This is a genomic window from Sporofaciens sp. St.21A7, assembly GCF_059728535.1.
This window is the reverse complement of the sequence record NZ_BAAGFN010000001.1, coordinates 1888579-1915502: the sequence shown is the minus strand read 5'-3', so window position 1 is coordinate 1915502 and position 26924 is coordinate 1888579. Positions and strand designations below refer to the sequence as shown.

31 protein-coding genes are annotated in these 26924 nt (G+C 48.3%); 1 reads left to right on the top strand and 30 read right to left on the bottom strand.

Translation table 11 applies throughout. From position 1 onward, the window contains the following. Positions 1-10 precede the first annotated feature (10 nt). From AC6I3O_RS09345 to AC6I3O_RS09200, 30 genes are all read right to left on the bottom strand, one after another. On the bottom strand, positions 11-1837 hold the full coding sequence (locus AC6I3O_RS09345) for a lysozyme family protein (RefSeq protein ID WP_497850668.1): 1827 nt from the start codon (positions 1835-1837) through the stop codon (positions 11-13). 38 nt (positions 1838-1875) lie between these two features. Then, a complete protein-coding gene (gene srtB / locus AC6I3O_RS09340) occupies positions 1876-2661 on the bottom strand; it encodes a class B sortase (protein WP_497850667.1) in 786 nt (261 codons plus the stop codon). Between the two features lie 25 nt (positions 2662-2686). Beyond that, positions 2687-3091: a DUF6075 family protein gene (locus AC6I3O_RS09335; protein ID WP_497850666.1), complete on the bottom strand. Its 405-nt coding sequence runs from the start codon at positions 3089-3091 to the stop codon at positions 2687-2689. Between the two features lie 16 nt (positions 3092-3107). Then, positions 3108-5441 carry a VirB4-like conjugal transfer ATPase, CD1110 family gene (locus tag AC6I3O_RS09330; protein WP_497850665.1) on the bottom strand — a complete coding sequence of 778 codons (2334 nt, stop codon included), beginning with the start codon at positions 5439-5441 and terminating at the stop codon, positions 3108-3110. Continuing rightward, complete coding sequence (locus AC6I3O_RS09325) at positions 5434-5919, bottom strand: PrgI family protein (RefSeq protein WP_016303344.1); 486 nt, start codon at positions 5917-5919, stop codon at positions 5434-5436. Before AC6I3O_RS09325 ends, AC6I3O_RS09330 begins: the two co-directional genes overlap by 8 nt. A gap of 1 nt (position 5920) precedes the next feature. Further along, positions 5921-6157, bottom strand: coding sequence for a hypothetical protein (locus AC6I3O_RS09320; RefSeq protein ID WP_497850664.1), 237 nt, complete (start codon positions 6155-6157; stop codon positions 5921-5923). Positions 6158-6183: 26 nt separating this feature from the next. Then, a complete protein-coding gene (locus AC6I3O_RS09315; protein WP_497850663.1) occupies positions 6184-7020 on the bottom strand; it encodes a VirB6/TrbL-like conjugal transfer protein, CD1112 family in 837 nt (278 codons plus the stop codon). A 105-nt stretch (positions 7021-7125) separates the two neighbouring features. Continuing rightward, positions 7126-7482, bottom strand: coding sequence for a glutamyl-tRNA amidotransferase (locus AC6I3O_RS09310; RefSeq protein ID WP_497850662.1), 357 nt, complete (start codon positions 7480-7482; stop codon positions 7126-7128). A 14-nt stretch (positions 7483-7496) separates the two neighbouring features. Further along, positions 7497-9290 carry a VirD4-like conjugal transfer protein, CD1115 family gene (locus AC6I3O_RS09305; RefSeq protein WP_497850661.1) on the bottom strand — a complete coding sequence of 598 codons (1794 nt, stop codon included), beginning with the start codon at positions 9288-9290 and terminating at the stop codon, positions 7497-7499. Further along, on the bottom strand, positions 9277-9474 hold the full coding sequence (locus AC6I3O_RS09300) for a hypothetical protein (RefSeq protein ID WP_497850660.1): 198 nt from the start codon (positions 9472-9474) through the stop codon (positions 9277-9279). The genes AC6I3O_RS09305 and AC6I3O_RS09300 overlap by 14 nt, the downstream gene beginning before the upstream one ends. A 14-nt stretch (positions 9475-9488) precedes the next feature. After that, entirely contained in the window at positions 9489-10349 is an 861-nt protein-coding gene (locus AC6I3O_RS09295) for a hypothetical protein (RefSeq protein WP_497850659.1), read from the bottom strand. A 2-nt stretch (positions 10350-10351) separates the two neighbouring features. Then, complete coding sequence (locus AC6I3O_RS09290) at positions 10352-11197, bottom strand: PcfB family protein (protein WP_497850658.1); 846 nt, start codon at positions 11195-11197, stop codon at positions 10352-10354. Continuing rightward, positions 11139-12584, bottom strand: a complete 1446-nt coding sequence (locus tag AC6I3O_RS09285; protein ID WP_497850657.1) for a relaxase/mobilization nuclease domain-containing protein — start codon at positions 12582-12584, stop codon at positions 11139-11141. The genes AC6I3O_RS09290 and AC6I3O_RS09285 overlap by 59 nt, the downstream gene beginning before the upstream one ends. Next, on the bottom strand, positions 12551-12883 hold the full coding sequence (locus tag AC6I3O_RS09280) for a plasmid mobilization protein (protein ID WP_016296651.1): 333 nt from the start codon (positions 12881-12883) through the stop codon (positions 12551-12553). Before AC6I3O_RS09280 ends, AC6I3O_RS09285 begins: the two co-directional genes overlap by 34 nt. Next, positions 12831-12995: a DUF3789 domain-containing protein gene (locus tag AC6I3O_RS09275; RefSeq protein WP_497850656.1), complete on the bottom strand. Its 165-nt coding sequence runs from the start codon at positions 12993-12995 to the stop codon at positions 12831-12833. The genes AC6I3O_RS09280 and AC6I3O_RS09275 overlap by 53 nt, the downstream gene beginning before the upstream one ends. 160 nt (positions 12996-13155) lie before the next feature. Continuing rightward, positions 13156-13446 carry a hypothetical protein gene (locus tag AC6I3O_RS09270; RefSeq protein WP_497850655.1) on the bottom strand — a complete coding sequence of 97 codons (291 nt, stop codon included), beginning with the start codon at positions 13444-13446 and terminating at the stop codon, positions 13156-13158. Positions 13447-13519: 73 nt separating this feature from the next. Beyond that, entirely contained in the window at positions 13520-14509 is a 990-nt protein-coding gene (locus AC6I3O_RS09265; RefSeq protein ID WP_497850654.1) for a DUF3991 domain-containing protein, read from the bottom strand. Positions 14510-14516: 7 nt separating this feature from the next. After that, positions 14517-14864: a DUF3848 domain-containing protein gene (locus AC6I3O_RS09260; RefSeq protein ID WP_497850653.1), complete on the bottom strand. Its 348-nt coding sequence runs from the start codon at positions 14862-14864 to the stop codon at positions 14517-14519. Positions 14865-14965: 101 nt separating this feature from the next. Next, a complete protein-coding gene (locus tag AC6I3O_RS09255) occupies positions 14966-16054 on the bottom strand; it encodes a hypothetical protein (protein ID WP_497850652.1) in 1089 nt (362 codons plus the stop codon). A gap of 163 nt (positions 16055-16217) precedes the next feature. Then, on the bottom strand, positions 16218-16547 hold the full coding sequence (locus AC6I3O_RS09250) for a DUF6664 family protein (protein ID WP_497850651.1): 330 nt from the start codon (positions 16545-16547) through the stop codon (positions 16218-16220). Between the two features lie 77 nt (positions 16548-16624). After that, positions 16625-18172 carry a helicase-related protein gene (locus AC6I3O_RS09245; RefSeq protein WP_497850650.1) on the bottom strand — a complete coding sequence of 516 codons (1548 nt, stop codon included), beginning with the start codon at positions 18170-18172 and terminating at the stop codon, positions 16625-16627. A 113-nt stretch (positions 18173-18285) separates the two neighbouring features. Next, entirely contained in the window at positions 18286-19911 is a 1626-nt protein-coding gene (locus tag AC6I3O_RS09240; RefSeq protein ID WP_497850649.1) for a recombinase family protein, read from the bottom strand. A gap of 96 nt (positions 19912-20007) precedes the next feature. Next, on the bottom strand, positions 20008-20187 hold the full coding sequence (locus AC6I3O_RS09235) for a hypothetical protein (RefSeq protein WP_497849484.1): 180 nt from the start codon (positions 20185-20187) through the stop codon (positions 20008-20010). A gap of 12 nt (positions 20188-20199) precedes the next feature. Continuing rightward, on the bottom strand, positions 20200-21036 hold the full coding sequence (locus AC6I3O_RS09230) for an ATP-binding protein (RefSeq protein ID WP_497850648.1): 837 nt from the start codon (positions 21034-21036) through the stop codon (positions 20200-20202). Continuing rightward, complete coding sequence (locus AC6I3O_RS09225) at positions 21033-21701, bottom strand: helix-turn-helix domain-containing protein (RefSeq protein ID WP_497853443.1); 669 nt, start codon at positions 21699-21701, stop codon at positions 21033-21035. The genes AC6I3O_RS09230 and AC6I3O_RS09225 overlap by 4 nt, the downstream gene beginning before the upstream one ends. Before the next feature lie 142 nt (positions 21702-21843). Beyond that, positions 21844-22365 (bottom strand): DUF5720 family protein, encoded by a 522-nt coding sequence (locus AC6I3O_RS09220; RefSeq protein ID WP_162211719.1) that lies wholly within the window; start codon positions 22363-22365, stop codon positions 21844-21846. Positions 22366-22386: 21 nt separating this feature from the next. Further along, positions 22387-24003, bottom strand: coding sequence for a relaxase/mobilization nuclease domain-containing protein (locus tag AC6I3O_RS09215; protein WP_497850647.1), 1617 nt, complete (start codon positions 24001-24003; stop codon positions 22387-22389). After that, a complete protein-coding gene (locus AC6I3O_RS09210; RefSeq protein ID WP_031277646.1) occupies positions 23975-24373 on the bottom strand; it encodes a plasmid mobilization protein in 399 nt (132 codons plus the stop codon). Before AC6I3O_RS09210 ends, AC6I3O_RS09215 begins: the two co-directional genes overlap by 29 nt. A 458-nt stretch (positions 24374-24831) precedes the next feature. After that, positions 24832-25236, bottom strand: a complete 405-nt coding sequence (locus AC6I3O_RS09205) for a hypothetical protein (RefSeq protein WP_497850646.1) — start codon at positions 25234-25236, stop codon at positions 24832-24834. A 36-nt stretch (positions 25237-25272) separates the two neighbouring features. After that, positions 25273-26088 carry a hypothetical protein gene (locus tag AC6I3O_RS09200; RefSeq protein ID WP_497850645.1) on the bottom strand — a complete coding sequence of 272 codons (816 nt, stop codon included), beginning with the start codon at positions 26086-26088 and terminating at the stop codon, positions 25273-25275. 176 nt (positions 26089-26264) lie between these two features. Here AC6I3O_RS09200 and AC6I3O_RS09195 point away from each other — a divergent pair, with 176 nt between their 5' ends. Continuing rightward, a complete protein-coding gene (locus tag AC6I3O_RS09195) occupies positions 26265-26507 on the top strand; it encodes a helix-turn-helix domain-containing protein (RefSeq protein ID WP_497849479.1) in 243 nt (80 codons plus the stop codon). The last annotated feature ends 417 nt before the right edge of the window (positions 26508-26924 follow it).

Here is a 26924-nt window from a genome sequence, read left to right as displayed (position 1 = left end):
TCGCCCTATTTTAGTAAACTGGCAAGCCGTAACCATAAATAACGCTACTACCGACAGCGTATTGTTTTTGCTTGCAGACATCGCCAGAGTTGCCCTCCACGGTATAAACAACACCATTCTCGCTTTTCTCTACAATACCCACATGGTCGATTGTTCCATCTCCATCCCAATCAAAAAAGATAATATTTCCTGCCGTTGGCTCATAGCTTCGGTCTTGCCATTGTCCTTTGCCCTTAAACCAGTTTACACCATCCGAGCAGAGGGAGAATTTCGGGATAATGCCGCTTTCCAGATAGCCGCACTGGTCGGCGCACCACGATGTGAAGCAGGCGCACCATTCTACACGCCCGCCAAAGCCGTACCAGCTCCAATAAGGCTGTCCACCCTCGTTGCCAAGCTGCGTCAGAGCCACTTCTACGATGGCTTGATTGCCACCGCTTGTAAACGCCCGCCCGTATGGGTAGTAGCGTAACACATGGGCGGGGTACTGCGTGTCGCCGTACTTCTCCCAACCGAGCCGCTGTGCCTGCATTGCGGAAAATTCCACCGCATTTGCATAGGAATAGCCGCCGTAGTTGGTCTTTGCCCATGAGATATACCCGTTGCCGAAGTTGTAGCCCTGCAGGGCGAGCTTGATGCGCTCCATGTCAATCGGGTTCTCCACCTCGGCTGAAACAAGGGCAGCTTTTAATTCCTGCACGCCGCACTCGATGGAATATTCGGGGTCTTTGATGCCGTTCGGCTCATGGGGGTATCTCTTGTTGAAGCTCCCCTCCGCCGCCTGCATCGGGTCGCTGCCCTTGCCGCCAGATTCCTGCATCATCACCGCCTTGATAAGCTCCACATATTCGGGGATGCCGTACTGCTTCGCATACTTCTGTATCAGCGGCGTGTAGGCTTCCACCTCCGCACTGACAGGGGTATATGACGTGCTTTCGCTGCCGCCCCCGAACAGGGAAACGGCGCACCCAAGCAGGACAACAATGAGGATTATCACGACGGCAATCCAGCCGCCTGCGATAAGGGCGGAAATCAACGCCTTAGTCCCTGCGATAATCGCCTTGACCGCCGCAATGGTCGCCTTGACCGTGGCTTTCGTCGCTTCGGCTGTCGCCTTTGCGGTGGCTTTTGCCGTCTGTGCCGCTTTCTGGGCGGCTTTGGCGGACGCTTTCGCCGTTTTCTGTGCCGCCTTTGCGGTCTGCTCCGTGGTCTTAATCGCCGTCTTGGATGTCGCCTTTGCGGTTTTCACGCCTTTTTCCGCCGCCTTGACCGTGCCTTTGGCTGTGGTCTTGACGGTTTTTTCCGCATTTCTGACGGTTGTCTTTATCGTCCGCTTTCCCTGCTGTCTGGTCTTTATCAGCGAGTTTGCCGCCGTCTGGGGCGTTTCGGTCTTGGCAGAAGCAGCAGAAGTAGCGGAAACAGCGGGACGGCTTGCAGTCCCTTGTATTTCCTGCAAGCCGTCCTGTCCCATTGTACGCATGGCGTTTTGTCCCGCCTTGTTCCGCATTGTTTTCTGCTCTGCGGCTTTCTTCGCCCGCTTTGCCTTAAAATCGGCGATTTTATCCTTTGCCTTACCGATATTCTCCCTTGTAATCTGGGCGTTTTTCTGCCCCTGCTTATTAAATTGGTGGATGCCCTCGTCCTTAATACGCCCCGAAGCATGGGAAACCTTGTCGGCGGCATATTCCGTGGGGGAATTTTCCTCCGCATAATATCCCTGCTCCGCCTTGTCCTTTGTCTTTGCGTAAGCGGATTTCATGCGCCTGCCTGCTATGGCGGCTTTGTCTAAAGTCTTAATCGTTCCTTTGACCGCATCTCTGGTCTTTATATCAGCCATAAAATCCGACCTCCTTTCCCAGAAGATTTGCGGTCATGTCAGTTTACCTTTTTTGCCACGACGACAAGCCTGCCGTTCTGTGCCGAGTATTCGCAGGTGGAGAGGGTAATGAGCCTGTCGCCGTATTGGGCTGTCACGCCCGTATCATACAAGGCAAGCTCCTTGCACTTCCCGACAAAGGCATCAAACTCTTTTTCATTCTCCGCATTGACAAAATCATAGTAGCGGTAGCCCTGTGAGCTGTACGCCACGGTCTTAAACACGGCAATGATTTCATACTGCGCCTGCTCCGTGAGGGTGTCAAACTGAATGGTCTTATGCTTCTCATAAAAGTTCTTGGATTTGTAATCTTCCAATGCCCCGAACATCCTGCCGCCTTTGATGTGGTGTCCGTAGATAACCAGATTGTCGCTTGTTAGGATGTCGCAGTCCTCTTGGATATACGGCACGCCTAAGTCGCTGTATTCCTTTTCAAAGCTGTGTTTCAGATAGAAGTTGGGATTGTTCTTGCTCTGCATGACGGGGTAGTTGATGCCTGTTCCGTCAATGGCAATCCACCCGACCATATCCTCATTCTGCAAATACAGTTCCTTGTATTTTGCCAATATATCCTCGCCCTCGCTGACGGGCGTATCCTTATCTTTTGGCGGTTCTTCCTCTGGCTCGGCGTTCTCCACAACCTCGGCAATCTCCGCAAAGGCTTCGGTCTGCTCGTCTATCTGCTGGTAATGGCTGTAAATCTTAAAGCCGCAAAAAACCGCCGCTCCCAAAAGGACGACAGCGGCGGCGGTACAGAGAATGGTTTTATAGTTCTTAAAAATCATAGGCTTTTCCTTTCTTTTTAATATTTTAACGTGTATGCTCCGCCTGCTTTTTGGGCGTTGGTAAGTCCCTGCAATATTCGGGATACCTTACCTTGATGCCCTCCATGAAATACGGGGCAAACTCGCAACAGAACAATTCCTCTGGCGTGAACAGTTTCTCACGCCCCTCCTCGGCGTAACCGTTCCAGAGGTTAAAGGCAAGGTGGCAGACCTTGACCGTGCCGCTTGTCTGCCATCCTGCGTGCATCCCCTCTGGCTCAATGCAGTCTGTTTTAAAATCGAACATGGAATTGATATTTTTCCTTGTTTCCTCCGCAATCCCCATCACATAGAAAAACGCCCTGTGATAGCAGTCGTTTACCCTGCATTTCATCATGCTTTCCAGAAAAAAATCACGGTGGGCTGCGTTGCGAAACCTTATCTCTGACATAAAAATCCCCCCAATCTTAGCACTCCCCAAATTTAGTCGTCATCAGCTTATACAGCTCCGTATTGCGTGGGAACTTGTTGACGAACGGCACAAGGGAGCTGCCGACTTTGAGTAACCCCTGCCCCGCACCGACATTCGTGATATAGCTCATCTGCAAATCGGAGATGTTAAGGAGCTTCGCAAGCTCAATGCGGTCTGTGGATGCTTGGTTCAGCATGATGATGAACTCGCTGTTGGCAAGCATCGTCCTCGCCGTATGGCTCTGCAAGAGGTCGTCCACGTTCTGCGTGATGCCCGTGCAGTACGCCCCGTACTTACGCACACGCTTCCAGAGGGTAAAGAGGAAGTTGGCACTGTACTCATGCTGAAAGAGCAGATAAATCTCGTCAATGAAAATAAACGTGTTCCTGCCTTTCGCCCTGTTCTGGGTGATGCGGTTTAAGATGCTGTCAAGGACGACGAGCATACCGATTGGCTGTAACTGCTTGCCCAAATCCAGAATGTCGTAGCAGATAAGGCGGCTGTGGGTGTCCACGTTCGTATGCTTGGCAAAGGTGTTGAGAGAGCCGTCCGTGAAAAGCTCAATCGCAAGGGCGATTTCCTGCGCTTCTGGCTCGTCCTGCTTTAACAGCTCCTCACGGAAGTCCTGCAAAGTGGGCGGCGTACCCATATAGTTGCCCTGCTGGTAGTAGCGGTAGACGCTCGCCGTACAGCGGTCGATGATGGATTTCTGCTTTGCCCCAAGGCTTGCCCCGCCGATAAGTTGCTCGCACAAAGACAAAATAAACTCTGATTTCAAGATGACGGGGTTCGCTCCGTCGCCGTAATCAGAGTTCATGTCCATTGCGTTGATGTGGTTGTCGCTCGTCGCCGAGATGTGGACAACCTCGCCCTGCATCGCCTTTACGAGAGGGGAGTACTCACGTTCGGGGTCTATAACGATTACATCGGCATTGGGGTCGGTCAGAATAATGTTCGTCATTTCCTCCTTTGCCGTGAACGACTTGCCCGCACCAGACACGCCGAGGATAAAGGAATTTCCGTTCAAAAGGTGGCGGCGGTTGGCGATTATCATGTTCTTTGATATGACGTTCTGCCCGTAATACACGCCGTCCTTATGGTAGATTTCCTGTACACGGAAAGGGATAAACACCGCAAGGCTCTCCGTCGTCAGCGTTCTTAACGCATCAATCTTCCTCACGCCGAACGGCAGGGCGGTGTTCAGTCCGTCCATCTGCTGGTACTTCAGCACGGCAAACTGGCAGAGATGCTTCCTTGCCGTCGTCAGCAGGGCTTCCGTGTCATTGTCAAGCTGCTCTTTGGTGTCTGCGGTATGCACCATCGTAAGCACCGCAAACATCATCCTCTGGTCACGGGTCGTCAAATCGTCGAGGAACTCCTTGCTTTCCTTTCTCTGCTGCTCCAAATCATAGGGGATGACGGCGGAAAAATTGTTGTTCTGGTTCTGTTTCCTCTGCCAGTTCGTGATGTTGGTTTCCACACCGAGCAGGCGGTTCTCTACCTCCCGCACGGCTTCGTCCGTCGGGACAGGCACGACGTCCACGGAAAGCATCATGTTACGGTTTAACTCGCAAAGCTCCGCCACCATGCTGTCCTTGATATAGGCGGCGTACTCACGCAGGAATATCACACGCCCGTAGCGGTTTCCCATCTTAAAATAATCTTTCTCAAACTCAAAAGAGTCGGGGCAGATATAGTCCTTGAAGTCATGACCTTTCCGCATAGCCTGCGCCATGTCAAAGGAGAACGCCGTTTCCTCGCCCGTGCGGTAGAAGTCATGGAAGATACGCAGCTTGTCGTTAGCGTCCAGTTCCGTACACTTTGAGCCAAGACGGTTGAAATGCCCGATAAGGTCAGCCCCGACACGGGCAAAGTAATTCCTCGCTTCCTCGATGTTTTTCTTGCAGACGGAAACGGTTACATATTTGTCCTGCACGGTGGAGTTTGCCCCCGTTGCTTTATCGAGCAGCATTTTATTATACTCTCTGCGGTATTTATCCAAATCGTCCTCCGCCATCGGGATTAAGATGGTCTGCTCAAAGTCTGCCTTATTGAGCCTGCGGTTGTTTATCGTGATTTTCGTGGTCGCCCCGCTGTCGAGGGCGTTAAGAAGCTCCGAGTATTCGAGGAACATCGCTTCCTTGTCCTCACGGCTCGCCACGGCGTAGTTGATGTCCTCAAACTTGAATGTCTTGGCGTATTTGTTCCTGCCCACAAGGAAAATGCCGTCCTCCCACATGGTCTTTAACGGGATGACCGCCTGCACCGACTTCGGCACAATGAATTTCTCCCTGTCCTGCTTGAACAGCGTTTTCAGTGTCTTAATCATAGTCTACCTCCTTACGCTTTCTTGATTTCTTATCTTTCTTTCTGGCTTTTTCAGCCTGTTTTCTCCGTTCCCTTGCCGCTTTGCGCCTTGCCCTCCTGCATTTTTTCTTTTTCTTATCCTGCACGGCGGGCAAGCCCTTTTCATGGGCTTCAATGGCGTTCTTCACCGCTTCGTAATATAAATTCTCTGGAACAAATAAAATCTTCTTCGGCATCAGAAACTGAGATTTTATCCATGCCCACACAAACTGCTCGGCGGTCATGCCGTTGTACCTCACAAATCCCATGACTGCAAAAGGGGAAGCCCCTAAAATGCACATCCAGCTCAATGTTTCCGTCCCAAACCTGCCACGGAGCAGGAAGAACAAGCCGACCGCCACGCCGCAGGCAAGCACGGAAAACAGGAACTGCCGCATCGACAGCCCGAAGAACATGGATTCCGTGTAGTTGCGGATTTCCTTATTTATCTTGACTTCCATATCAGCACCGCCCCTCCCTGACATCTCCCGTCGAAATAAAGAGGATGCTGCGTTTTGGGATATATGCATATCCAGAAATGGCATCCCCGATTTCAAATATCTCGTTATCGTCAGCTTTTCCAAATTTTCCGACCAGTCCTTTTTCAGCAGGCAGGTCATAGGCTTCGGAAGCCCCGATGACTTCTCCATTTAACAGATGGATATCATAATTCTGGCAATACTTCGTTTCTTTTTTCATTCTGGTTTTCCTTTCCTGTTGGATAATTACAAGCCCATCATTTCCCTTACCACACGGTCTGCCATCTTGACCGCACCGACAAGGACGAGCATATTGAACACCAATTCCCCGATATAGCCCCATACCATCGTGACCGCCGCCGCATCGGGGTTGACAGCGGGCGGGGACGCCGCAAACACCGAGAAGATGATGCAGGCAAGCACGATGATTGCCCCCTCTAGGCACACGGCGGAGTAGCTCTTGATGAAGCTCTTCCCCACGCTCTGGCTCGGCTCTCCCGCAAACGAGGACAGCGGCACGGGGGCGATGGCGGTATAGAGATACAATTTAAAAAATCTCCCATACACCGACATTATCATAATGAACGACAATACCGTGATGAACAGCCCGCCTATCAGCGTGACCGCCCATAGGGGGATGCTCTCGAAAAAGCCGCAGTCCTCCACGGCTGTCACTATCTCTGTCGGTAGCACGGTCTTTTGTGCCGAGCCGAAGCCTGCGGCTTTCATAATGGCGGAAATCATGCCCTGCACAATTTTGAACAGAGCCATCATCAGCTCCAAGCCGTAAGTGACCGCACCTTTCGCAAGGGCGAAGCGGATGAACAGCTTCAAGGCGTGTTCGGGCTTCTTCACGCTTGCGAAGTCGCCGCAGGTACGCATCACGCCCACGACAAAGAACAGCACGAGCAGGGCAAGCCCGATAGCCTGCAACGCCCCGTGGATGTCAACGATGACTTTCCATATCGCACCGCCCTTAAAGGTTTCTGGGGATTGGGTGATGAGCTGCCATATCTCGGCTAACTTTCCATTCCATGTGTCAAGGGCGTTCTCCAAGTTCTGGACTACCCAGTTGTCTGACATTCGACCACCTCCGTTCTTAAAAATTGATAGCGGGGCAAGTCCCGCAGAGCGGATCTGCCCCGTTATCCTGTCTTGTGTCAGTCTGTTATTTCAGTCTGTTTTGGATTAGCCCGTGATAAGGGTTAAAATCTCTTTCGCAAAGGTAATCACAACGCCGCCCGCCAGCGTGAGGAAGCCGTTCGCCCTCTGGGACGGGTCGTGGGATTTCAGCGACAAGCCGACCTGCACGATGCCGAAGCCGAGCATAATCATCCCGACCGCCCGTATCAGACCGAAGATGAAGTTGGAGAGGTTGTTGACGACGGCAATCGGGTCATTGGCGGCAAAGGCGGTCATGGATGTGCCAAATACCATCATAACGGTAAGCACCGCCACGCAGTAATGGCGGAAGCCCTTTTTTACCTTGCCTGTCATCGGCAGTTTCTGGGTTGCTTTCTTCTCGTTTTTCTGAAAAAGTTTCATAGGGTAAATCCTCCTTATAAATTGAATATTTCTTCCAAGTCCTCATCGGACAGAAGCTCATAGGAAGTGCTGACAGGGTCAAGCGTAACAGCGTCTTTTGGAATATCCCCGCCAAACACAAATGTTGCGACCGCCTGCGTCGGCTCGCCGTGGATATACGGCGGCTTCCCGCCGTCGGCGGTCAGTTTCACGTTCGGGTGTTTCAAAATGTCGTACTTCAAATCCATGACGGGGCGTTCCCCACGCACAAAAAGAAGTGCGTAGCGGTTGTCAAGCATACGCACCTCGTCTGGCGTTAAAAGCTCACGCCCCGAAATCTGGTAGTTGGTGGAATAGTTGCCGCTCCGCCCAGAGCTTTTCCCGTAGGTGTTCGTGTCGATGGTCGCCTTGCCTAACAGCTCCGACACAAACTTATGGGTACTCTGCTCATTGCCGCCAAGATAGAGGAACTCGTCAGCGTTCCCGACGATGCTTTCCCACTGTTTCTCAAACAATGCTTTGAGCTGCGCCAAGTTCTGTAAAATGATGCTGACCGACACGCCACGGGAACGCATGACGCTCAAAATCTTGTCAAAATCATCAGGCAAACTGACGTTCGCAAATTCATCCATAATGAACTGGCAGTGGACGGGCAGGCTCCCGCCGTACTTGTGGTCGGCGAGGTAGAATAGCTGTTGGAATAGCTGCGTGTATAACAGCGACACAAGGAAATTGAAACTGGTGTCGTTGTCTGGTATCAGTGCGAACAGTGCGACTTTCTTCTCCCCCAAAGACGGCAAATCAAGCTCGTCCGTAGCGGTCAAGGATGCAAGGCTTTCCAGATTGAACTTCTCAAGCCGTGCGGCAAGGGTTATCTGGATGCTCTTTAGCGTCTTGGCACTTCCGCTGTGGTAATCACGGTAGTATTTCAAAGCGATATGCTCTGGGTTTACCATCTCAAGGCGGTCAAACAATTCATCGAGAGGGCTTATATAACTGTCATCGTCCTCCCGTACTTCCCCCGCACGAAGCAGCTCCATCACCATCGGGAAATTCTGTTCGTCTGGCGGGGCTTCGTATTTCAGATAGAACACGAGGGACAGAAGCAGCATACTCGCCGCCGTGTCCCAGAACGGGTCTTGCGACTGGCTTCCTTTCGGCGTGGTCGCCTTAAAGAGATTCGTCACAAGCCGCTGCACGTCGTTGTCATCCCGAAGATAGACAAACGGGTTGTAGCAGTGGCTCTTGTGCATGTTGATTAAATCAAGCACACGCACCTCATAGCCTTTCTTTTCCAGAAGCCCGCCTGTGTCACGGACAATCTCGCCTTTCGGGTCTAAGATTACCATTGACGTGTTGCACTGCATGACGTTCGGTTTACAAAAAAATCTGGTCTTTCCTGCGCCAGAGCCGCCCACCACGAGGATATTCAGATTCCTGCGGTGTTTCTTCCCGTCAAGCCCGATGCGGACGCTCTGGGTCAGCAGCTTGTTCTCCGATGCGTTTTTATCTCGATACTTTTTATTAAGCGTACTTGCGTTGCCCCATTTTGCAGAGCCGTGTTCCTCCCCCTTGCGGTAGTTCCTGCGTGTGGAGAAATAAACGCCGATTCCCATGCCGTAGGCAAGCAGGTAAATAAGGACAATTCTGGGAGTGTCCTCACATACCGTTATGGAAAACGGGTTCTCCATTGCCACGGACAGGTTGCCGATTATCTCCACGATGCCGCCGCTGACATAAGGGGCAGTCAGCAAGGCAAGCCACACGACAGGCACGATTCCGCAGAGGGAGAGGATTAAGCCCGCCTTGTAATCATCACCGTTCTTCATGGCACTTGCACGGGGCGACCTTTACTTTTCTGGTTGGGGCGTATGCCACCCTTTCTATCAGCTCGTCAACAGGCTCGGTGGGGCGTTCCTCCTGTATCTGCTGCGTCCGCAGGGTGTTGAGGGCATTGAGGATAATATTTTTATCATACTTATCCACCACGATATAGTAGCGTTTTTCTTTCATTGCTGCACCTCCGATTAGCGTTCCTGCTCTTTGGATTTGGGCGGCTTGTTCTTTTCAAGGCTCTTATACATATCCGACTGGATTTCGCCGAGTACATCACGCACCCTGCCAAGCTGCCCTTTAAATTCCTGCGTTTCCATGCCCGCAAACTCTTTCGGGAGATTGTCGAAGCGGAAGCCTTTGGTGTCCACGCCGTAGCGGGAGCTTACCATATAGGCGACGCAGAACGATTTGAACTCTGAAACGTCACGGCTCTCCTTGTGCTTGAAGTCAAAGACCGCCGCCGACACTTCCTTTGCCATGCTGACAAAGAGCTGTTCCTCGGAAAGCCCCGTCTTGATGAAGATGGTCTGCTGTGTGCTGTCAAAAAAAGCAGGCAGCTCAAGGTCGTCCACTGGCACAAAGGAAACGGGGCTTGCGTCAATCATTGCCGACACAAGCTCCCGCATGGTTTTGGCTTCCTGCGGCTGCTGCCTGTCCTTTGCCGAGGTCTGGGAAATGTCGTAGACTATCTTGGCGTTGTAGCCGACCGCCTTTGAGCCGTCCTCCCGCTCGTATTCTTTCCCCGGCTCAAGGATGGTGACTTTCTGAGCGTCCTTGTCCACATAGGCACGGCTCTGTTTCCAACTGCCGTAATCCTTAAGCTGCGTCGCTTCGGGCATCTGTGCCGAAACTAAGATTGCGTTGTTGACGGAGTAACGGTCAAAATGCCCCTGCACGTCAAGGTACTGCTGAAATGCACCGCCGTCCATCATCATCTGTCCGCAGGTCGTGTCTATCAGCTCATAGGCTGCTTTGCGCTGCTCCTGTTTCTGCGCCGCCCATTCCTCTTTGTTAAAAGGTCTGCCGCCGCTGAATACGTCATAAATGCTCATGCTTATCTTGCTCCTTTCGATTTTGGTTTCCGTTTCCGCTTCTGGGGCTGCTTATGCTCCGTCTTTCCTGCGGGCGGCTTTTTTTCCCTGTCGGGGGATTTCTCTTTTGCAGGGGAAACATCCGCTTCCTGTTCCTTTCGGCTCTCTTTGATTTTCCGCAGTTCCTCCCTGACTGACGGCTTCTCCGCCTTAGCCATAGTAGCCCCCTCTGCGGGCTTCCTTTGCTGCTTTAAGGTAGGCTCGGACAGAGGGGATTTTTCTGTCTTTGCCACCGAGGGGTTTGGGGCGTTTTCCTCTTTCTGCATGGGCTTTCCCATAAGGGCGTCCATGAGTTTGTCTTTCTCCGCCTTTTCCTCCACGCCGACGTCTGGCTCTGGCTGACCGTCCTTTGTATCTGTGGTCTTGGCATCTTTCGCCTTTCCCTTTTCCCCTTTCGATTTTTCCGCTTCGGTCACGATGGAAGCGGTATCTACGGAAGCAAGATTGAAACGCTCTACGATGCGGCTGATTTTCGATGCGTCCTCCGCACGGGCAATCACATCTACCTCCGCATTGGGGTCTTTATTTCCCCTGTCCGCCAAAACGCAGTAGAGTACGCCGTATTTCTTCGCTTCCTGCGTGAACTTCTTCAAGTCGCCGCTCTTTACGGTAAAGACTTTTAGCTCCTTTCCAGAGCGGAGCATGTTTGTGAGCCTTGCCTTTCCTTTGGTTTTCTGTTCTTCCTTTAAGATGGAGTAGAGCAGGATGGCGATGTTCTTCGCACCCGCCCCCGTGATTCTGGCTGCGACCTCAAATCCTTCCAAGCTCATCCTTACGATTTGCTCCGCCGCTTCGCCGCCTGTGTTCATGCTTCATCAGCTCCTTTCCTTTCTGTTCTTTTTCATTTGTCCGTATGGTCTGCAACTTCTCCTTGATAGTGTCGCTTCGGGCAAGGACACCATCGCACAATCTGACCTCCTTTCGGATTATTTTCATCCGCTCTGTGATTTCCGACAGCCGAGCCTTGACCGCTTCTTTTTCTTTGCCGACTGATTTGCGGCTCTGGGAATAAAGCCCCTTACGCTGTTCGGTCAGCTCCTGCATCTCGGATTCCAGAGAGCCTTTATGAGACAAAAGCTGCTGTGCCGTATCTATATGGTTGCGGCAGAGCAGCCTTGTTTCGTTGGTGATGGCTTCCATCTTCAGCAAGTCGTCCTTTAGGAGATAGTGAAGCCGTGCGTAATTCTGCTGTTTCTTCTTTGGCAGGATGCCGAGCTTGTAGCAGTAGTGGAGATACAGCCCACGCAAGCCGCCGATTTTCTTGGCATCCTTTAATGTGCCTTTTACCCTTATGACCTTGACAGGTTTTGTCGGCTCGGCAAATCGGGAGAACTTGACCGCATAGGAATTTTCCTTGATGCGTTCCGTTATCCTCTCGTTGGTATAATCCTCGCCGAGCTTGTAGAGCCGCTTCGGTCTTTGCCATCCCTTGCCGATTATCGTCCAGTATTTTCTGTTAGGGTCGAAATTGATGCGGTATCCCATTTCCGACAACTGGCGGTCAAAATCTTTCAGCGTAAATGATTTTGAGATGGCTTCGTCCACCGCCTGCCGTGCCACGGCATCCCTCGTAGGCAGACCGTTCTTCTCGGCTTGGCAGAGGACATAGGGCTTCTTCCTGCCGCTTGGGTGTTCGATGACCGATAATGAATACTCACGGCACAATTCATCCGAACGCTGGCGGAGCAGCCGCAGGTTTTTCTTGTTGTCGTGGTAGTGCTTTCCGTCAACGTAGGAAACTGAATTGACGACAAAGTGGTTGTGCAGGCATTCCGTGTTCAGATGCGTCGCCACGATTACTTGAAACCTTTCTCCCCACATCTTCTCCGCCAGCTTCACGCCGACCTCATGGGCAACCTCTGGCGTGACCTCGCCCGCTTTAAAACTCTGGAAGCCGTGATAACAGACTATTTCGCTCTGGTCGTTCCATTGGGCTTTTGCCATCATCATCTCGTCCCTTGCGGTAGTCGGGTCGCAGTTGACACCCGTGACGAAAAACTGTCGCTCGGTCTTGTCGCCGTTGGTGGCGTACTTCATCACGTCGCCCATCGCCTGCAAGTCCGCATCCGTGTATTTCGGGTTGGCGGTCTTTTCTGGGTTCTCGGCGTAGTCGATGGGGTGGTCGAGCCTGCCCCTTACGTCCCATATCTCGCAGACCGCCATCAGCCAGACATCTTCCTCGGAACAAGGTAGCATCTGCCCACGTCTAGACGGAAGTCACGCCACCGCTTCGCTTCGTCATAAAGCATCGGCGTGTCCACAAAGTTCAGGGCGTTCGCCTTTGCCGCAAGCTGGTTGATGCGGTTGCCGATGGCGGACAATTCCCGCATGATTTTATAGAACTCTGGGTCTGGCTTCTCGCACAGGCGGTAGCCCATGACCATCGACTGGAGCAGGGCTTGTCTGGAGTGTCCCGCCCGCTCCGCAAGGGAGCAGAGGTATTCAGCTTCTTCCTCGGTCAGTCGGAACAGTATCTGCACGTTTCGTTTCCGCATCCAAATCCCCCTTTCCCTCGGAGAGCCTGTTAATCTGCAGCACGCACATAGCCGCCACGCCGACCATGCCGCCGAGCGTTGTGCCGAGGATAAAATATAAAAACTCACTCATTCTTGGATTCCTTTCTGTGACCGCCGTGCCGCACACGGTATGGCGGCATACTTTAGCATTGTTCTTTTTACGGGGTATTAGGGGAGCTTTCCCCTAACAAGCGAATTTTGTTTCCATCGGCAGATGGATAACCAAATTCAGTGCTTGGTAAGACGTGTCTTTAATCTTCGCCCTCATACATACATTCTCCACACACGGGGCAAAAGTACGGACAGTCGGAACAATCTTCATTCTCAAATCCCCCGCCCTCGGTTTCCATTTCTTCATCTCCGTCCTCATCTTCGTCCTTAATATCCGCTTCTCCGCAGACAAAATCCTCATCGGAAAATGTGACAAGGTCGGTATCAAACAGGACAATCTTTAACTTTTCCGCCGCCTGTTCGGGGCTGTCTGCATAGATGGAAACGGTCTTTTCAAAGTGACCTGTGAGTGTAACATCATATTTTTTCACTCTTCTTTTCCTCTCTTTTGGCTTTAAATTTTATTTGATTTCATGCTCCTGTCTTAGAAAAATCATCAGACAATCAACGGGCATCACCCCTTTCACGGCTCTGTTTCTGCCTTGTAATCCCCAGATAGGACATTAAAAAATCGTTGAAGTCCTTGCCGACTGGCGGCGGTTTATCAACGATTCGGTAGTCTTTCTGCAACAATTCTTTCAAGGCTGCGGTACATAACCGACCTGCCTTATCTTCATCCAGATGCAGATAGATATTCTTGATTTGTGGGTTTGCTTTTAAAAATGTCGTGAGGGCAACGGGGATTTTGCTGTCCTTTATCTCTTTCTTTGGCTGATATACGCCCGACAGGGAGAGCAGGTTTTCCACTTTGTAATCCCTGCCCTCGCATTTTAAATAGGTGGCATAGGACAATAAATCAATGGCGGCTTCAAATAAATGCACCGAAGCACACGGCTCTCTCGCCAGAAGCCGAAACGAATACCGTTTGTCGCTACCCGATGCGTCACGCTTGAAGCTGCTGATTGTGCCACGGCAGGCGGCGTACTTTGGCGTTCCGCTTTCATCTTTTCCAATAAAAACAACATTGTGGTAGTCGGCACTCTCGAAAATAATTCCCTCGGCAATGCACTCTTGGATAAGCTGATAATCAATGCCACGCCCGAAAAGATACTCACTCACCCTGTCGCAATTTCTGTTCTTCGGCGGCAGGAGCAGCACCTTTGGCTCGTCTTTTTTCACGGCAGGGGGCGGCGGTTTCCAGTCCGCCATCGTTTGCCCCGTGAGGATTTCCACGGCTTCCACAAAGCCGTATTCCTTAACTTTCATCAGATAATCAAGGGCAGAATAGCCGCCGAAGCCCCTCGACCACCAGTACCATTTGCCGTTGGAAATCTTCAAGCTGTCATGCTCGGCGGTACAGTACACGTTCGTTGTGCCTTTGACCTTGATAAGATTGCTCGGCTCGTAGGCTCTAAGATAGGAAAGCAGGTCTACCTGCCTTGCCCGCTCAAGCACGTCTGGGTCAATCTGCACATAGGGTCTGCTGCTTCTCAATGGGCAATCACCTTTCTTTCCCAGACAGAATTTTTTCCGTCTTAACCATATAGGATTTAAAATCTGCGATGGTCTGGCGCAGTTCATCCATGTGGGAATCCTCCCGTCCAAGCCATTCCTCATAAACATCCTGCAAAAGATTCGGGGATTTCATAAAGGCTTTTGCCGCCTGCGGGGAATAATCTGCATCTGAAAAGCACTCTGCAATATCATTCTTCAAGATAATCTGATATGCAGCATCGTAAATCTCCTGCGGGCTTTTGCTTAGGATGTCCTCACGGAAATCGGCAAGCTCACGCTGTACTTTTTCAGCCAGTTTTTGATTAAGGGACTGTCTGTACTCTTGGTAATTCAATCACACACCTCCTTGAAAATAAAATAAGCCGAGGGATTTTCGTTGTGAAAACCTCTCGGCTATGTATGATATTTAATTTGCTTTTCCAATGAAAATATATCTTAGTTGCCCTCCAAACTACTTATCCAATCGCTTAATATCTTCTCAAACTCAATCTCCTTATTATATACTTGATATAAATCTTTAACTATATCAAATGGTGGATTAGGGAGAGAATGATGTTTTAAGATTAAACATCTCTTATTCTGAGTTTGCATCATTCCAAGTTCATACGCAACATTGGGATTATAATAAGCACCCTCTTCTGCCTCATCAAACAATGCAATGCCATATTTGCAACAGTACACAACTGCCATTGGATTAAAAGATGTTCCTGTAATATTTTTCCACTCTTTTTCATCTGCTCTAACGCAATTATATCCTTGCCTTTCTAATTCCTTTTTAATATATTCATAGGTAACTTTGTTATTATCCCGAAATTTCATCATTAAAAAAACATTCTTTTCATATGGATGCTTATTGAGTTTACTCTGGATTTCTTTTTTATATCCTCGCAAAGCACTAATCAATTCAAATTTGACAGAAGGATTTATATAAATATATTTTTCATTCTCTTTAACAATATTCGATGTGAATATTTGATTGATTTTTCGGTGAAAATCTACTTTATTCGAGTTATTTATTATTATTGGCGTTTCAAAATAATCATTCTCAAGATAATCTTCCCAACACGATTCAGACCTTTTTAATCTAAAATCTATTTTATCATTAGTATATCCATCGGATTTTAATCTTTCCACAACAAGATTTCTATCCGTATAAATATATATAGGTACAACAATTGCCTTGTACTTATAATCAGCTTGCAATCTTTTTATTATTTGAATACTTCTAATTATTACTAGTGTAAACTCATATTTCTCCAAAGATGCTCTAAGTTCGTCTTCATTAAATCCATATAAATGTCCTCCATATGGATATTTATTCTTATCACCAAAATTTTTCTTCGCAAATTCTTCTTCCGATAAAAAAATCAAGTCAAGATTACTATTTTTTTCTTCTTCCCTAAATGGTCTTGTAGTGTATTTACGCAACATATTTGCATTATGATATCTGTTTTTTACATACTCCACAAGGTCTGTTTTTCCTGTTCCTGCTGCTCCATCTATTAAAATAAGCTTTTTTAACATTTGTTCCCCTCCTTGTATAGCTTTAATTAAATTTTTTATTTTAGTTTTTTCCTATATGTATTTTGTATAATTATATTACATAAATCAACATTTTTCAATCAATTTATTATGTAAAAGACGGCATCAGCTCCACGCCGACACCGCCTTTTTCTCGGTCAGTCCGTTACAAAATTCCTGCCTTTTTCAAATATCCCACGCTGTCATAGCAGCCACGGAAGTAGACCGACTGCATTTCCATATCCGTAAGTTTGTTTCTAAGCTCCATTACTTCAATCAACGCTGCACATTCTTCCTCGGTCAGTTCCGCCGATGTTTCCGTGTCAAACACGCCTAAGACTTTCGGATATTTCCCATAAAGGCTCTCAATCTCGGCTCTCACGGCACGGTATTCCTCGTTTTCTCTGGACAGCTTTGCGATGACAGAGCCGAGATATTCATTAAAAACATTGTCATGAACATCTACAAAAGTTTCAAATCTGAACGCATCAGACATTCTTCCTCACCTCCGATTCTTTCTAATCGTCCTTATTATAATACCCCAAAATCAGCAGTACAAATGTGAAACTGGATTTAACGCTCCCTGTCCGTGCATTTTTTCTCTGGCTGCCCGGCGTTCTGCTCTGGCTCATCGTCAATAACAGACTTATCTTTTTCATTCAGATTCAGTTCGATATTGAGTGTGTTCAGCCGTTCCGTCTTTTCTTTCAGCTCATTTTCAAAGGCAAACGGCTTCTTTACTTCCTCTTTTGCGGTTTCAAGCTGTGCGATGGTTTCCTCCTTTCTGGTCTTGGCGGCTTCCAGTCTGGCGGGGAGCTTGGCAATCTCATTCTCGATTCTGGTCAGATTGCCGAGGGCATCCGCTCCTAAATCCACCTTGTATTTCCTCATTCCGCAGAGGTTCAGACAATAGTGTGCATTGACGGTATCATAGAAAACCTCCATCTGAAAGCCACGGTAGCTGCCGATTTGTATCGGCTGTGACAGCGGGTTTTCCTTGCAGATGGCAAGCAGCATCCCGCCTGCGTCCGCTTTTTCTTTGTAGGTCACGCCGTTTAAAGTCATCGGGCAGAACTTGTCCTCGCCCTGTGGCATATGCTGGCTGGCAATTTTGGCATCATTCCCATAGCCTATAATGCGTTCCCCATACTCCTTAATCTCCTGCGGGTAGTGCTTCAGTATCCTGTCCTCAAGGTCGTAATGCTCGGAAAGGTAGCTCTGCTTCAAGACTTTCAGCTTCGCCACCTGCATATCCAAGTCCATTTTTTCCTTGAAACGCTCGTCGCCCGTGGCAAGCATTTTCACCTCCGCAAAGGAGAGGGCGACCTCGTCCACGTCCTCGGCAGAACGCACGGGGCTTTTGCTCGTCATTATCTGGGAGATGAATTTCTGTTTACCCTCCACAAGCTGATAGAGGTACGCATCAAATGTCTGTTCCGTCACATAACGGTAAACCTCCACTTCGGGAAACATATTGCCCTGCCTTTCCAGACGACCTTGACGCTGTTCCAAGCACGACGGTTTCCACGGACAGTCGAGATTATGGATGGCAATCAGCCTGTCCTGCACATTCGTACCTGCGCCCATCTTCTGGGTAGAGCCGAACAATATACGCACCTCGCCGCTCCTTACCTTTGCGAACAGCTCCTTTTTCTGTGCGTCAGTATTCGCTTCATGGATGAAACGCACCTGCTCCGCAGGGATTCCACGCCGTATCAGCTTCTCCCTCATGTCATCGTAGACATTAAACATGCCGTCATTTTTCGGTGTGCTGAGGTCGCAGAACAATAATTGTGCCGCCTTTGTGTCGGCATGTCCCTCCCAGATGTGGTACATATTTTCCACGCAGGCGTTGACTTTGCTGTTCGGGTCGTCGGGCAGCATCGGGTCAATCAATCTCTGGTCTAGGGCAAGCTGCCGCCCGTCGTTTGTCACTTTGAGCATGTTATCTGTTTGTGGCTTTACCAGTTTGGCTCGGATTTTCTCCGCCCGCTTCGCAAGCCCCGCCACCATTTCCGTCTGGATTTGGCTCGGCTTGGTCTTGATGTTGTGGTAATTGACCTTTGGCACGGGGAGCTTCAGCATATCGGCGGTCTGGATGTCCGCAACCTCACGGAACATCTGCATCAGTTCTGGCAGGTTGTAGAACTTCGCAAACCTCGTCTTGGCTCGGTAATTCGTCCCCTCTGGGGCGAGTTCACTACCCCCAGTATTATAGATACATAAATGGATTTTTAATTGATTTCCCCAACAAACTTGTAGAAAATCCTGATATTCTGGACTTTCTCCCCGTTGATGGTCTGAGGTTCTGATACCTCAATCTTTTCGATCAGGCGATTGACAATCTCTGTAGTCAGCTCCTTAATCTCGGCACACTCCGCCATTTCATCGGCAAGGCGTTCCGCTTTGCCTGTGCTGTCCTCCAGATTTTCAGCCATCGCTTTTAACTTTTCGATTTGCTCTGTATAGTCTTTCTTTTCCTGCTCAAAGTGGGCAGACAGCAGCCGGAATTGCTGCTCTGAAATCATCTGCTTTGACCAGTCCCCATACAGCTTAATGAATTGTTTATCAGATTCTTTTAACTTTTTCTCTAAGACAGCTACTTTCTTGTCGATATCCGCCCTGCTGTTTGCCGATGACATATCCATCTGCCCAAGCACTTTCCGCATGAAATTCTCCCTGTTCTTTATGACCTTCCCCGCATGGAACTGGATATCAGAAAGCACCAGTTCTTCCAATGCCCCTGCATCAATCCGATGCTGTCTGCAGAACCTTACGCCTCTTGTACGATAAATGCGGCATTGATAAAACGTCTTTTCAAGAAGCGGCCTATCCGGGTTCCTCCCGTCTGTGTGTATCATAAGGTTGCTGCCACAATCGGCGCATTTTAAAATCCCCCGAAATTTATTGTCATAACCGGAAGTGCATGGCTTCACTTTCGTATGCCTGTCAAGGATTTCCTGTACAGTATTCCACGTATGTTCATCTACGATCGCTTCATGGTCGCTGGGAATAATGACACGCTCTTTAATCGGGATATAACCCCTTGTCTGCTGTTTAAAATGCTTCTTATCCTGTTTCTGCACCCAAAAGTAGCCTTTATATAGCGGATTGCGCAGAATACGGAGAACCGTTTCCTGTTTCCAGTCATAAGCGTCATCTTCCTTAATCAGAAATTTTCCAAAATACTCCTGCTTATAATAAGCTGGTTTCGGAATCTTCTCTTGGTAAAGGACTTTCCCAATTTTATTATTCCCATAGCCTTTCAGGGCAAGCTGGAAAATATAGCGGACAGTCGGCGCTGTTTCTTCATCCGCAATCAGATGGTTCTTGTCTGCCGGATCTTTTTTGTAGCCGAACGGCGCATGAACTCCCATAAATTTCCCCTGGCAAGCTCGGATATACTTACCGGATTTTACCTTTTTGGAAATATCACGTGAATAAAATTCATTCAGGATGTTCTTGAACGGGGTAATGTCCATCCCGCCACTGTTCGCTGAATCCACGCCGTCATTCACAGCGATATAGCGGACATGATGGTTCGGAAAAAACACTTCAATGTATGCCCCGCTCTCCAGATAATTCCTCCCAAGCCTTGATAAATCCTTAGTTATGACACAATCCACATGCCCCGATTCGATATCCGTAATCATTTGCTGGAAAGATGGACGGTTGAAATTCGTACCAGAGAATCCGTCGTCCACATAGAATTTATAGCTGTGGATTCCCATTTCTTCCGCTTTCCGTTTGAGGATCGCTTTCTGGCTCCCGATGCTCACGCTCTCCCCAACGTTCCCGTCGTCCATTGACAATCTCGCATAAAGCGCTGTCCATATTTCTTTATTTTCTGTATTCTGCATATTGGCCTCCTATATTTACTCAATATCCAGAGACAGAAATACGCTGACTTCATTATAGCCTCTTCTGTCTCTGGTATCAACCGTCAATTCATCTTTTCAGACAGCTTTCTTCTCTGTACCCATATTGCCGTTCCTTAATCTTTCCTCCACGTTCCTGCGGGCGGCTTCTTCGCTCACAACCGTCAATAATCCCTCCATGCTCTCCGTACCGGAATATACATGCTCTACCACATAGCGGATTGACGTATCTTTTCTCCCTTTTTTCTTTTTCTGCATTCATTCCCTCCTTTATTTCAACATTTCTTTCAGATATTCCATGTTCTTCTGTGCCTGTACCTTACGGAAATTTATCCCGGAACAGCAGACTGGCGTACACATGGCAAGCACTCTGTCATAAATTCTCTGATGCGCCCTGTCTGCCGGATTCTGCAGTTCTGATAATGTCAGGTTCGTAGTAACAATCAATGGCCTGCGGCTCCGGTAACGGCTGTCTATCACGTTGTAGACCTGTTCTAAGCCGTATTCCGTTCCCCTCTCCATCCCAAAATCATCCAGTATCAGGAGTGGGAAGCTGCATAAACGCTCTATATAAGCATTCCTCCCATTTAATGTGCCTGTCAGGTCGTTTAGAATAGCAGCGAAGTTCGTCATCCGTACCGGGATTTCCCGCTCCATCAGCGCATTTGCGATACATCCGGCAAGGTAGGTCTTTCCTGTACCCACATTCCCCCAAAGGAGATACCCCCGGCTCTCTTCCCGCATTTCCTCCCAATGCTCCACATAGATGTGTGCAAATCTCATCTGTGGATTTCTCCCGTTGTCATTGTCAAATGTCCATCTCTTCATGCTGCCGTCTGTGAATCCGCTGTCCTTCAGCCGTTCCACCGTAGCTTCATGCTCCCTCTGCCGTTCTTCCGATTCCCGCTTTTCCCGTTCCTTTCTCCGGCATTCGCATTCGGATGGGTGGCGGTCACGCCCGAAAAGCGTCTTTCCTTCCGGGAAATAGGCTTCTTTCGGCGTATGGCAGGCTCCACAGTATAAAAGCCCGTCCTCCCCTGTGTAATCGCCGTTTTCCGGCTCTGCATCCATCGGAACCATCGTTCCCCTGGTATCGTCTAAAATCATAGGCTCTCGCCCTCCTTATATTCGTAATCGGGGATGCCCTGTGCGGCGTTTCCATTCCTGTCATTGTCCGCCCATATCCGTATGGCGGCGGCATAGTTGTGGTAACTCTTCCCGGTTGCGGCAAGGTAACGGCTCATTTCCTCTATAAACCTTTGCAGCCTGCCGGGGTATTCACTCTCCAGTTCCGATAATTCTTCTTCGGAGAGGAAAATATTATTGTATCTGCCGCAGACAGTGCGTCCCCCATTCACTCCCTTTGTTTGGTTCTCTATTGTTTTGTTTATATTATAGTTGTTAGAGGCCAGTTTTCCGGCCGTCATAAGTCCGGTTTTCTGGCTGTCAGTAGTCTGATTTTCCGGACTTATGAGGTACGGATTATCGGCCTCCATAAGTCCGGAAATCTGGACTACTGGCGGCAGCTTCACATACAGGCGGTTTGCTGTGGAGAATCCCTGCCGCCTCCGTTCCAGAAGACCTGCCCGGTCTAATTCGTTCAACGCTTCTTTTATGGTTGACGGGCTTTTATCCAATGCATCCGCTATCGCCGTTACCGGGAATATAATATATGTCCTTCCGGATTCATCCTGCCATCCGTTCTTCTGCGATAGGGTAGTGCGGTCTAAGAGCAGTGCATACAAAAGCTTTGCTGTCTGTGTGATATCCATTTTCAGCAGGAACCGGGGGTAGGGGAGATAAGGCGGTAAATGTGTATCTGCCCAGACATATCCTGTTTCCTGCCCCTCTGTTTCCACTCTATTTCTATTTTCCTGTGGTTCTCCCTGCTTTCTGAACTTCCTCCCGGAACAATTATCTGTCATGTTCAGCCTTTTTATCGGGGTACAGCTTTCCGGCGGCTACTGCGGCATGGTTCCTGATTTTCATCTCCCCTCGCTTTTCACTGGCTCTTGCAATGTTATATCCTGCGTCAGAGAGGAAGAGACGGTATCTCTCCCCTTTAAACCCGACAGGGCTGTCATTGTTCAGCACATCAAAGACGATCATGTGCCGGGTATCTTTCTGGAAGCGTTCGATCCCCGACAAATCATGCCCCTGCAGGACGGGCTGTTTTACCCGCTCCTTGGCTTCGGCAAGCCGCCGCAGGACGGAACGTTCACTCTTTTCTATGTGATGCGCTTTATTGTCTGCTATAAAACGGCTGCATTCCGGCTCCGGCAGCTTCCCCAGCTTTTCTGCGGCGTTCCTTATGATTATGTAGGTCAGTTCATCCCCGATAGCGGATAATGCTTCTTTCATAGCCTTAACCGTATCTTCTTTTGTCGTGCATGCATACTTGTAAATCATCTCAAGTTCACTCTTGGTAAATTGCATAGTTCCTCCTTTTTTCATTCTCTATCGCTCTTGTTCCTGCCGTCTCTGCGGCTTATATTCCTGTCTCAGCATTGCGTCCAGGTTGGTTTTCACCCGGCGAAGTTCCGCTGTTTTTGTTTTCTGCTCCAGGTATTCGCTATAAATGGCATTTTTCCGGGAAACCAGGGATTGGTTCTCTGCCTTGATTTTTGCCAGGTCAGGGAACTTCGTCATTCCCCGCTCCTGAAAATACCGTCCTGCCGCCGCAAATAAAGCAAGGTCTGCCCGGTTCTCTTCCTCGTAGCGTTCCCGCTTTCTCGCCTTTTTCAGCCCTTCATATGATGGCTTGGTCTTGCGGTAGACGGATGCCTGACGTATCAGCTCTTTATTGTCGGCAATCTTCTTTTCCATAGATTTTATTTCCTTTGAAAGCGCCCTCTGCCTGTCAGACGATTCCTGTATGGCATGGTCTACATCTTCCGGGCAGGAGAAGCCGCATTCTTCAAGATAAATCATCGTCTGCGACATCTGCTGGAGATTGAAGCCTTTCGCCCACCATTCATATCCTTTGCCCTTGCCTTCGCCCATTTTTGCCGGGATATCAACCATGCGCTGTATACTGTCCTGATTCGGTGCGGTTCCAGACGTTTTCCGGTGTTTTAAGCGTTCTATGACGCTCTCCCTGTGGTTTTGTCCGGCCTGCTCCTTTTTGGCGGCTCTGGAAGCATTTTCGGCAAGGACAGAAAGTACCGCTGCCTTATCGTAATCCGTTCCCAGCTTCCGGGCAGTGACCGGCTTAGTCCTGTCCGGGGTAAGGTAGCTTAATCTCCCCCGGCTTTCCCTGACTTCAATCCCGTAATCCTGCATGAGCCTTGCGGAAAAATCCTCAAAGGATGCTGCCGCCGAAAGCGCTGAACGTATTGACTGACGCAGCAATTCTTTCTCCGTCTCGAACTTAGGCTGTCTTGGCGTAACCCCGTCTGCAATCATTTTTTTATTCAGGATGTCTTTCTCTGCCTGTCCACGTTTCTTTGCCCAATACTCACGCTCGGTAACCTTCTCCCTGCCGCCGTTCAGCAGGTCAATTTGATATAATCCCTCACGCTGGCACATCTCCATGACTTCACTCCGGAAATACCGCATAGCAGAAGCGGTACAGCGATGCTTTGCGCCTTCCTGTGTGTCGCATGGCCTGTCCATGTAGGCTTTCCGCTCCACTGCATGGATGCGCAGGGAATTGATGACGATGTGTACATGGATGTTGCCGGAATGGTTATGTCCGTCCGGGTGGGTGCAGACAAGGGCCTGATGTCCGGGGAAATGTTTCTTACAATACTCCATCCCCAATTTCTGTGCTTTCTCTACGGTCAGACCGTTGTCGTCGGCATCCCTGGGATCAAAACTGATAATGTAGTGATGGCTCTTTATGTCCTGCCGCTGGCTGTTCTTTTTATACTGCATATTCGCCTGCAGGCAGGAGATTGCAAAATCTTCCTCCCCGCAATTCACAGTCTCAATCTTGTAACCTTTACGGGGAACCATCCGTCCGGCTTCATCCTTTACTGGCTTCATGTTAAATTCGTCATGCTCAAAGGTCAGGTATTGTTCGGCTGCTCCGTAATCGGCATTCTTAGAGCTGATATGTTTTATCGTTGCCATAGGCTTCCCCGATGACTTTCAGCACTTCAAATTTCAAGGCGGCAAGGTCAGCGGCGCATCCTTCCAGTTCTGCGGCAAGTTCCCGGTAAGGAAAGCCGTATTCATTTAGGTGTCTGGCAATCTGGTTTAAGTTGCTGCCAATCTTCCCGTACTGCGCCACCAGATTTGAAACTGCGGTCAGCATTTCCTCATTGTTTGCCGTTACCCTGATGGTCGTGGATACCTTGCCGGAAAAGATTGCCTGCCTAAGATACTCGGACTGGCTTATGGAAAGCGTCCTGCATTTTTCCTCAAAGTCCTGCCGTTCTTCTTTGGTCAGCCTTGTCTTGACAATGCATCCCCGGTGGGGTGTGTTGTACATTTTTTTCATAGCTATCGTTGTCACTCCTTTCCAAAATTTTCTTTCCTAAAATTTCTCCTTTCACTAATAGCAGACTGGCGGGGCCAAAATGTAAGTAGTCAGAGAAAATTTTTTTATTTTTTCAAAAACCTCCTTTCACTAATAGCAGGCTGGCGGTACCAAAATACAAACAGTTTATAAAAAATTTATAATTACTTTTTATTTTGCTCTCGTAACCGGATGGGGATTTTATGCAGTAAAGGATTCAAAAATCTGTAGATTTTTTCATAAGCAGGGTTTGGGGAAGGCACTCCCCAACAAGTAGCTGTCCGGAGTGGAGGATGGAGCGGAAGCGGAATCTGGAACCTTGGACGATACTTGCTCTTACAAGTACCGCATTGCAGTTACTCATAATTCTACGAAAATGGCAAAAACGGCGAACCCTTTCTGTATCAAGGATTCGCCGCTTTCATGTGGCAAAGATGATATTATTTCTTTTTTCTTTCGTAGTATTGTGCCATGAGTTCTATCGTGTTCTCAGGCACATGGAATATTTCCGATATTTCTTTTATGGATTTTTCATCAATGCAGTAATATTGGAGAACAAGCGCCGCCATTTCACATGCCTGTGCCACCAACGTTCCGACTAACTCCCGCATAAGGGAATGAAACTCTTCGATATAAGGGCTTGCTTCCCCGCCGGATCGCTCCATCATTCTTAGCAGTTTTTCTTTTTCACTTTTATCTGTACCAGCCTTCATTTCTTCCTGCATAAAAGCTAAAAACTTTTTCCGTTCCGGCTCTTCCATCCGGGCAAATCCCCAGACAACCTCTATGAGCTCCGGCGGCATATCGGACGGCATTGGCGGTAATTGTATATAATTCGGCTCCATATTGCTTTGTTCTCCTTCCTGTTATCAATTCCTGGATCACTCGGTTTCATTGACTGACTTAACTGCTATCTCGTAATCTCCGTCTTTATATTCTGTTTCTAATGCATAATCTCCAATCTGCGCCTTGCTTTCATCTTCCAGGGGATAAAATGTATTCTTCTTTGTATCGCATATGACAAGTTCTCCGATAAGCTGATGCTCAACCGTATCCAACATAGCTCTGATACAGTCATCACAAAACAATCTTTTCATCCTGTGGATGCTGACAATCCCGTTTCCTCGTTCTATTTCTGCCAAACCTTTGTTTTCTCCCGGACTTTTGGAAATGTGGATGCTTGTCTGGCTTATTTCATCATAGCCATATGTCAACAGCGTGTTCCCCTGATATTCCTCTGGCTCTATTCCCTGTTCAAATAAGTCCAGTGAATAGGATTCTCCGGTATTTAAGCTGACAAGAACCGCTTGCGCCGGATAAATTCCCCTGCAGGCACGACATTGCTCAGATGTGTTCGGAATATATCGGATGTATTTCTCTATATCCTTTTCATATTTGTGAAATACTAAATCGTGCCTTATGGTCTGGGCAATCTCATCATATTCATCCTCTGTGGCTGCTTCTACATAAGATATAACCATGTTTAGAAGTTCTTCCATAGCTTCATCATTCCGGCGGTTTATCCGGATGTCATTCATTTTGATAAGAAATACTACAAATACTACCGTAAGTGTACCTATCACAAAATAACCATATAAGAGAGAACGCTTATCTGACTGGCTTAAATGCTTCTTAGAATCGTCGTTTTCGTCCCCTATCCAAAAAGTATCCCATTTTATCCTTATTTTTTTCCACAATCCTCTTATCTCTAACACCTCCACTTTTCACTTAATGACCTATTATCTTTCTTAAATTTATACCTCCGTTTTTCAATATCTGAATATTGCTTATATCTATAAGCAATTATAACTTTTTATATTGGTAAAATCAAGATATAGCTTACAGATATAAGCAAAACAAAGGGGGCATAGTCTTGAAATTATTATGCAATGAAACATTTGGACGTAATCTGCAACAGATTCGTCTTTCATGCAATTTCTCACAAGAACAGACTGTTGCTAAACTGCAACTACTTGGCTCGCCTCTTAGTCGTAGTACATACTCTTTAATTGAGTTAGGACGTGGAAATATTTATGTTAGTGACTTAGTGGGTCTAAAACAAATTTTCAAAACGGATTATTCTGATTTTTTTAAAGATATTTCTGTATCAAGATAGCAAGGCAAGTTTTTAATTCAATCTTCCTGCTTATATCTATAAGCATTTTTCTTTTTATTGTTTGATATAGTACAGTTTATTGCTTGTACTTATTGGCAAACCTATAAATACGGCATGGAAAAACCTTAACGACAAATTTCAAATCCATTGAAATTAGAAAGTTGATTTATAGCCATGAAGATATTATGTAATGAATTATTTGGACAAAATCTACAACGCATCCGCAATTCCTGTCAGCTAACCCAGGAGCAGACCGTTGCCAAATTGCAGGTTTTAGGGTCGCCATTGAGTCGCAGCACATATTCATTGATTGAGCTTGGCAGAGGGAATATCTATATTAGCGATTTGGTCGGATTGAAAGAAATCTTTAATGTAGAATACGAAGAATTTTTTAAGAATATACCTGCCAGTAGATAA

Bases quoted from the DNA above. Each gene is read 5' to 3' on its own strand.
- AC6I3O_RS09290 (WP_497850658.1), bottom strand. From the start codon at position 11,197: ATGAACACAGGCGGCGAAGCGGCGGAGCAAATCGTAAGGATGAGCTTG.
- AC6I3O_RS09210 (WP_031277646.1), bottom strand. From the start codon at position 24,373: ATGAAAAAAATGTACAACACACCCCACCGGGGATGCATTGTCAAGACA.
- AC6I3O_RS09230 (WP_497850648.1), bottom strand. From the start codon at position 21,036: ATGATTTTAGACGATACCAGGGGAACGATGGTTCCGATGGATGCAGAG.
- AC6I3O_RS09250 (WP_497850651.1), bottom strand. From the start codon at position 16,547: ATGTCTGATGCGTTCAGATTTGAAACTTTTGTAGATGTTCATGACAAT.
- AC6I3O_RS09335 (WP_497850666.1), bottom strand. From the start codon at position 3,091: ATGTCAGAGATAAGGTTTCGCAACGCAGCCCACCGTGATTTTTTTCTG.
- AC6I3O_RS09320 (WP_497850664.1), bottom strand. From the start codon at position 6,157: ATGAAAAAAGAAACGAAGTATTGCCAGAATTATGATATCCATCTGTTA.
- AC6I3O_RS09295 (WP_497850659.1), bottom strand. From the start codon at position 10,349: ATGAGCATTTATGACGTATTCAGCGGCGGCAGACCTTTTAACAAAGAG.
- AC6I3O_RS09285 (WP_497850657.1), bottom strand. From the start codon at position 12,584: ATGCTACCTTGTTCCGAGGAAGATGTCTGGCTGATGGCGGTCTGCGAG.
- AC6I3O_RS09325 (WP_016303344.1), bottom strand. From the start codon at position 5,919: ATGGAAGTCAAGATAAATAAGGAAATCCGCAACTACACGGAATCCATG.
- AC6I3O_RS09305 (WP_497850661.1), bottom strand. From the start codon at position 9,290: ATGAAGAACGGTGATGATTACAAGGCGGGCTTAATCCTCTCCCTCTGC.
- AC6I3O_RS09235 (WP_497849484.1), bottom strand. From the start codon at position 20,187: ATGCAGAAAAAGAAAAAAGGGAGAAAAGATACGTCAATCCGCTATGTG.
- AC6I3O_RS09240 (WP_497850649.1), bottom strand. From the start codon at position 19,911: ATGCAGAATACAGAAAATAAAGAAATATGGACAGCGCTTTATGCGAGA.
- AC6I3O_RS09245 (WP_497850650.1), bottom strand. From the start codon at position 18,172: ATGTTCCGTGAGGTTGCGGACATCCAGACCGCCGATATGCTGAAGCTC.
- AC6I3O_RS09300 (WP_497850660.1), bottom strand. From the start codon at position 9,474: ATGAAAGAAAAACGCTACTATATCGTGGTGGATAAGTATGATAAAAAT.
- AC6I3O_RS09330 (WP_497850665.1), bottom strand. From the start codon at position 5,441: ATGATTAAGACACTGAAAACGCTGTTCAAGCAGGACAGGGAGAAATTC.
- AC6I3O_RS09225 (WP_497853443.1), bottom strand. From the start codon at position 21,701: ATGGATATCACACAGACAGCAAAGCTTTTGTATGCACTGCTCTTAGAC.
- AC6I3O_RS09205 (WP_497850646.1), bottom strand. From the start codon at position 25,236: ATGGAGCCGAATTATATACAATTACCGCCAATGCCGTCCGATATGCCG.
- srtB (WP_497850667.1), bottom strand. From the start codon at position 2,661: ATGATTTTTAAGAACTATAAAACCATTCTCTGTACCGCCGCCGCTGTC.
- AC6I3O_RS09275 (WP_497850656.1), bottom strand. From the start codon at position 12,995: ATGAGTGAGTTTTTATATTTTATCCTCGGCACAACGCTCGGCGGCATG.
- AC6I3O_RS09310 (WP_497850662.1), bottom strand. From the start codon at position 7,482: ATGAAACTTTTTCAGAAAAACGAGAAGAAAGCAACCCAGAAACTGCCG.
- AC6I3O_RS09215 (WP_497850647.1), bottom strand. From the start codon at position 24,003: ATGGCAACGATAAAACATATCAGCTCTAAGAATGCCGATTACGGAGCA.
- AC6I3O_RS09315 (WP_497850663.1), bottom strand. From the start codon at position 7,020: ATGTCAGACAACTGGGTAGTCCAGAACTTGGAGAACGCCCTTGACACA.
- AC6I3O_RS09255 (WP_497850652.1), bottom strand. From the start codon at position 16,054: ATGTTAAAAAAGCTTATTTTAATAGATGGAGCAGCAGGAACAGGAAAA.
- AC6I3O_RS09345 (WP_497850668.1), bottom strand. From the start codon at position 1,837: ATGGCTGATATAAAGACCAGAGATGCGGTCAAAGGAACGATTAAGACT.
- AC6I3O_RS09220 (WP_162211719.1), bottom strand. From the start codon at position 22,365: ATGCAATTTACCAAGAGTGAACTTGAGATGATTTACAAGTATGCATGC.
- AC6I3O_RS09280 (WP_016296651.1), bottom strand. From the start codon at position 12,883: ATGCGGAAACGAAACGTGCAGATACTGTTCCGACTGACCGAGGAAGAA.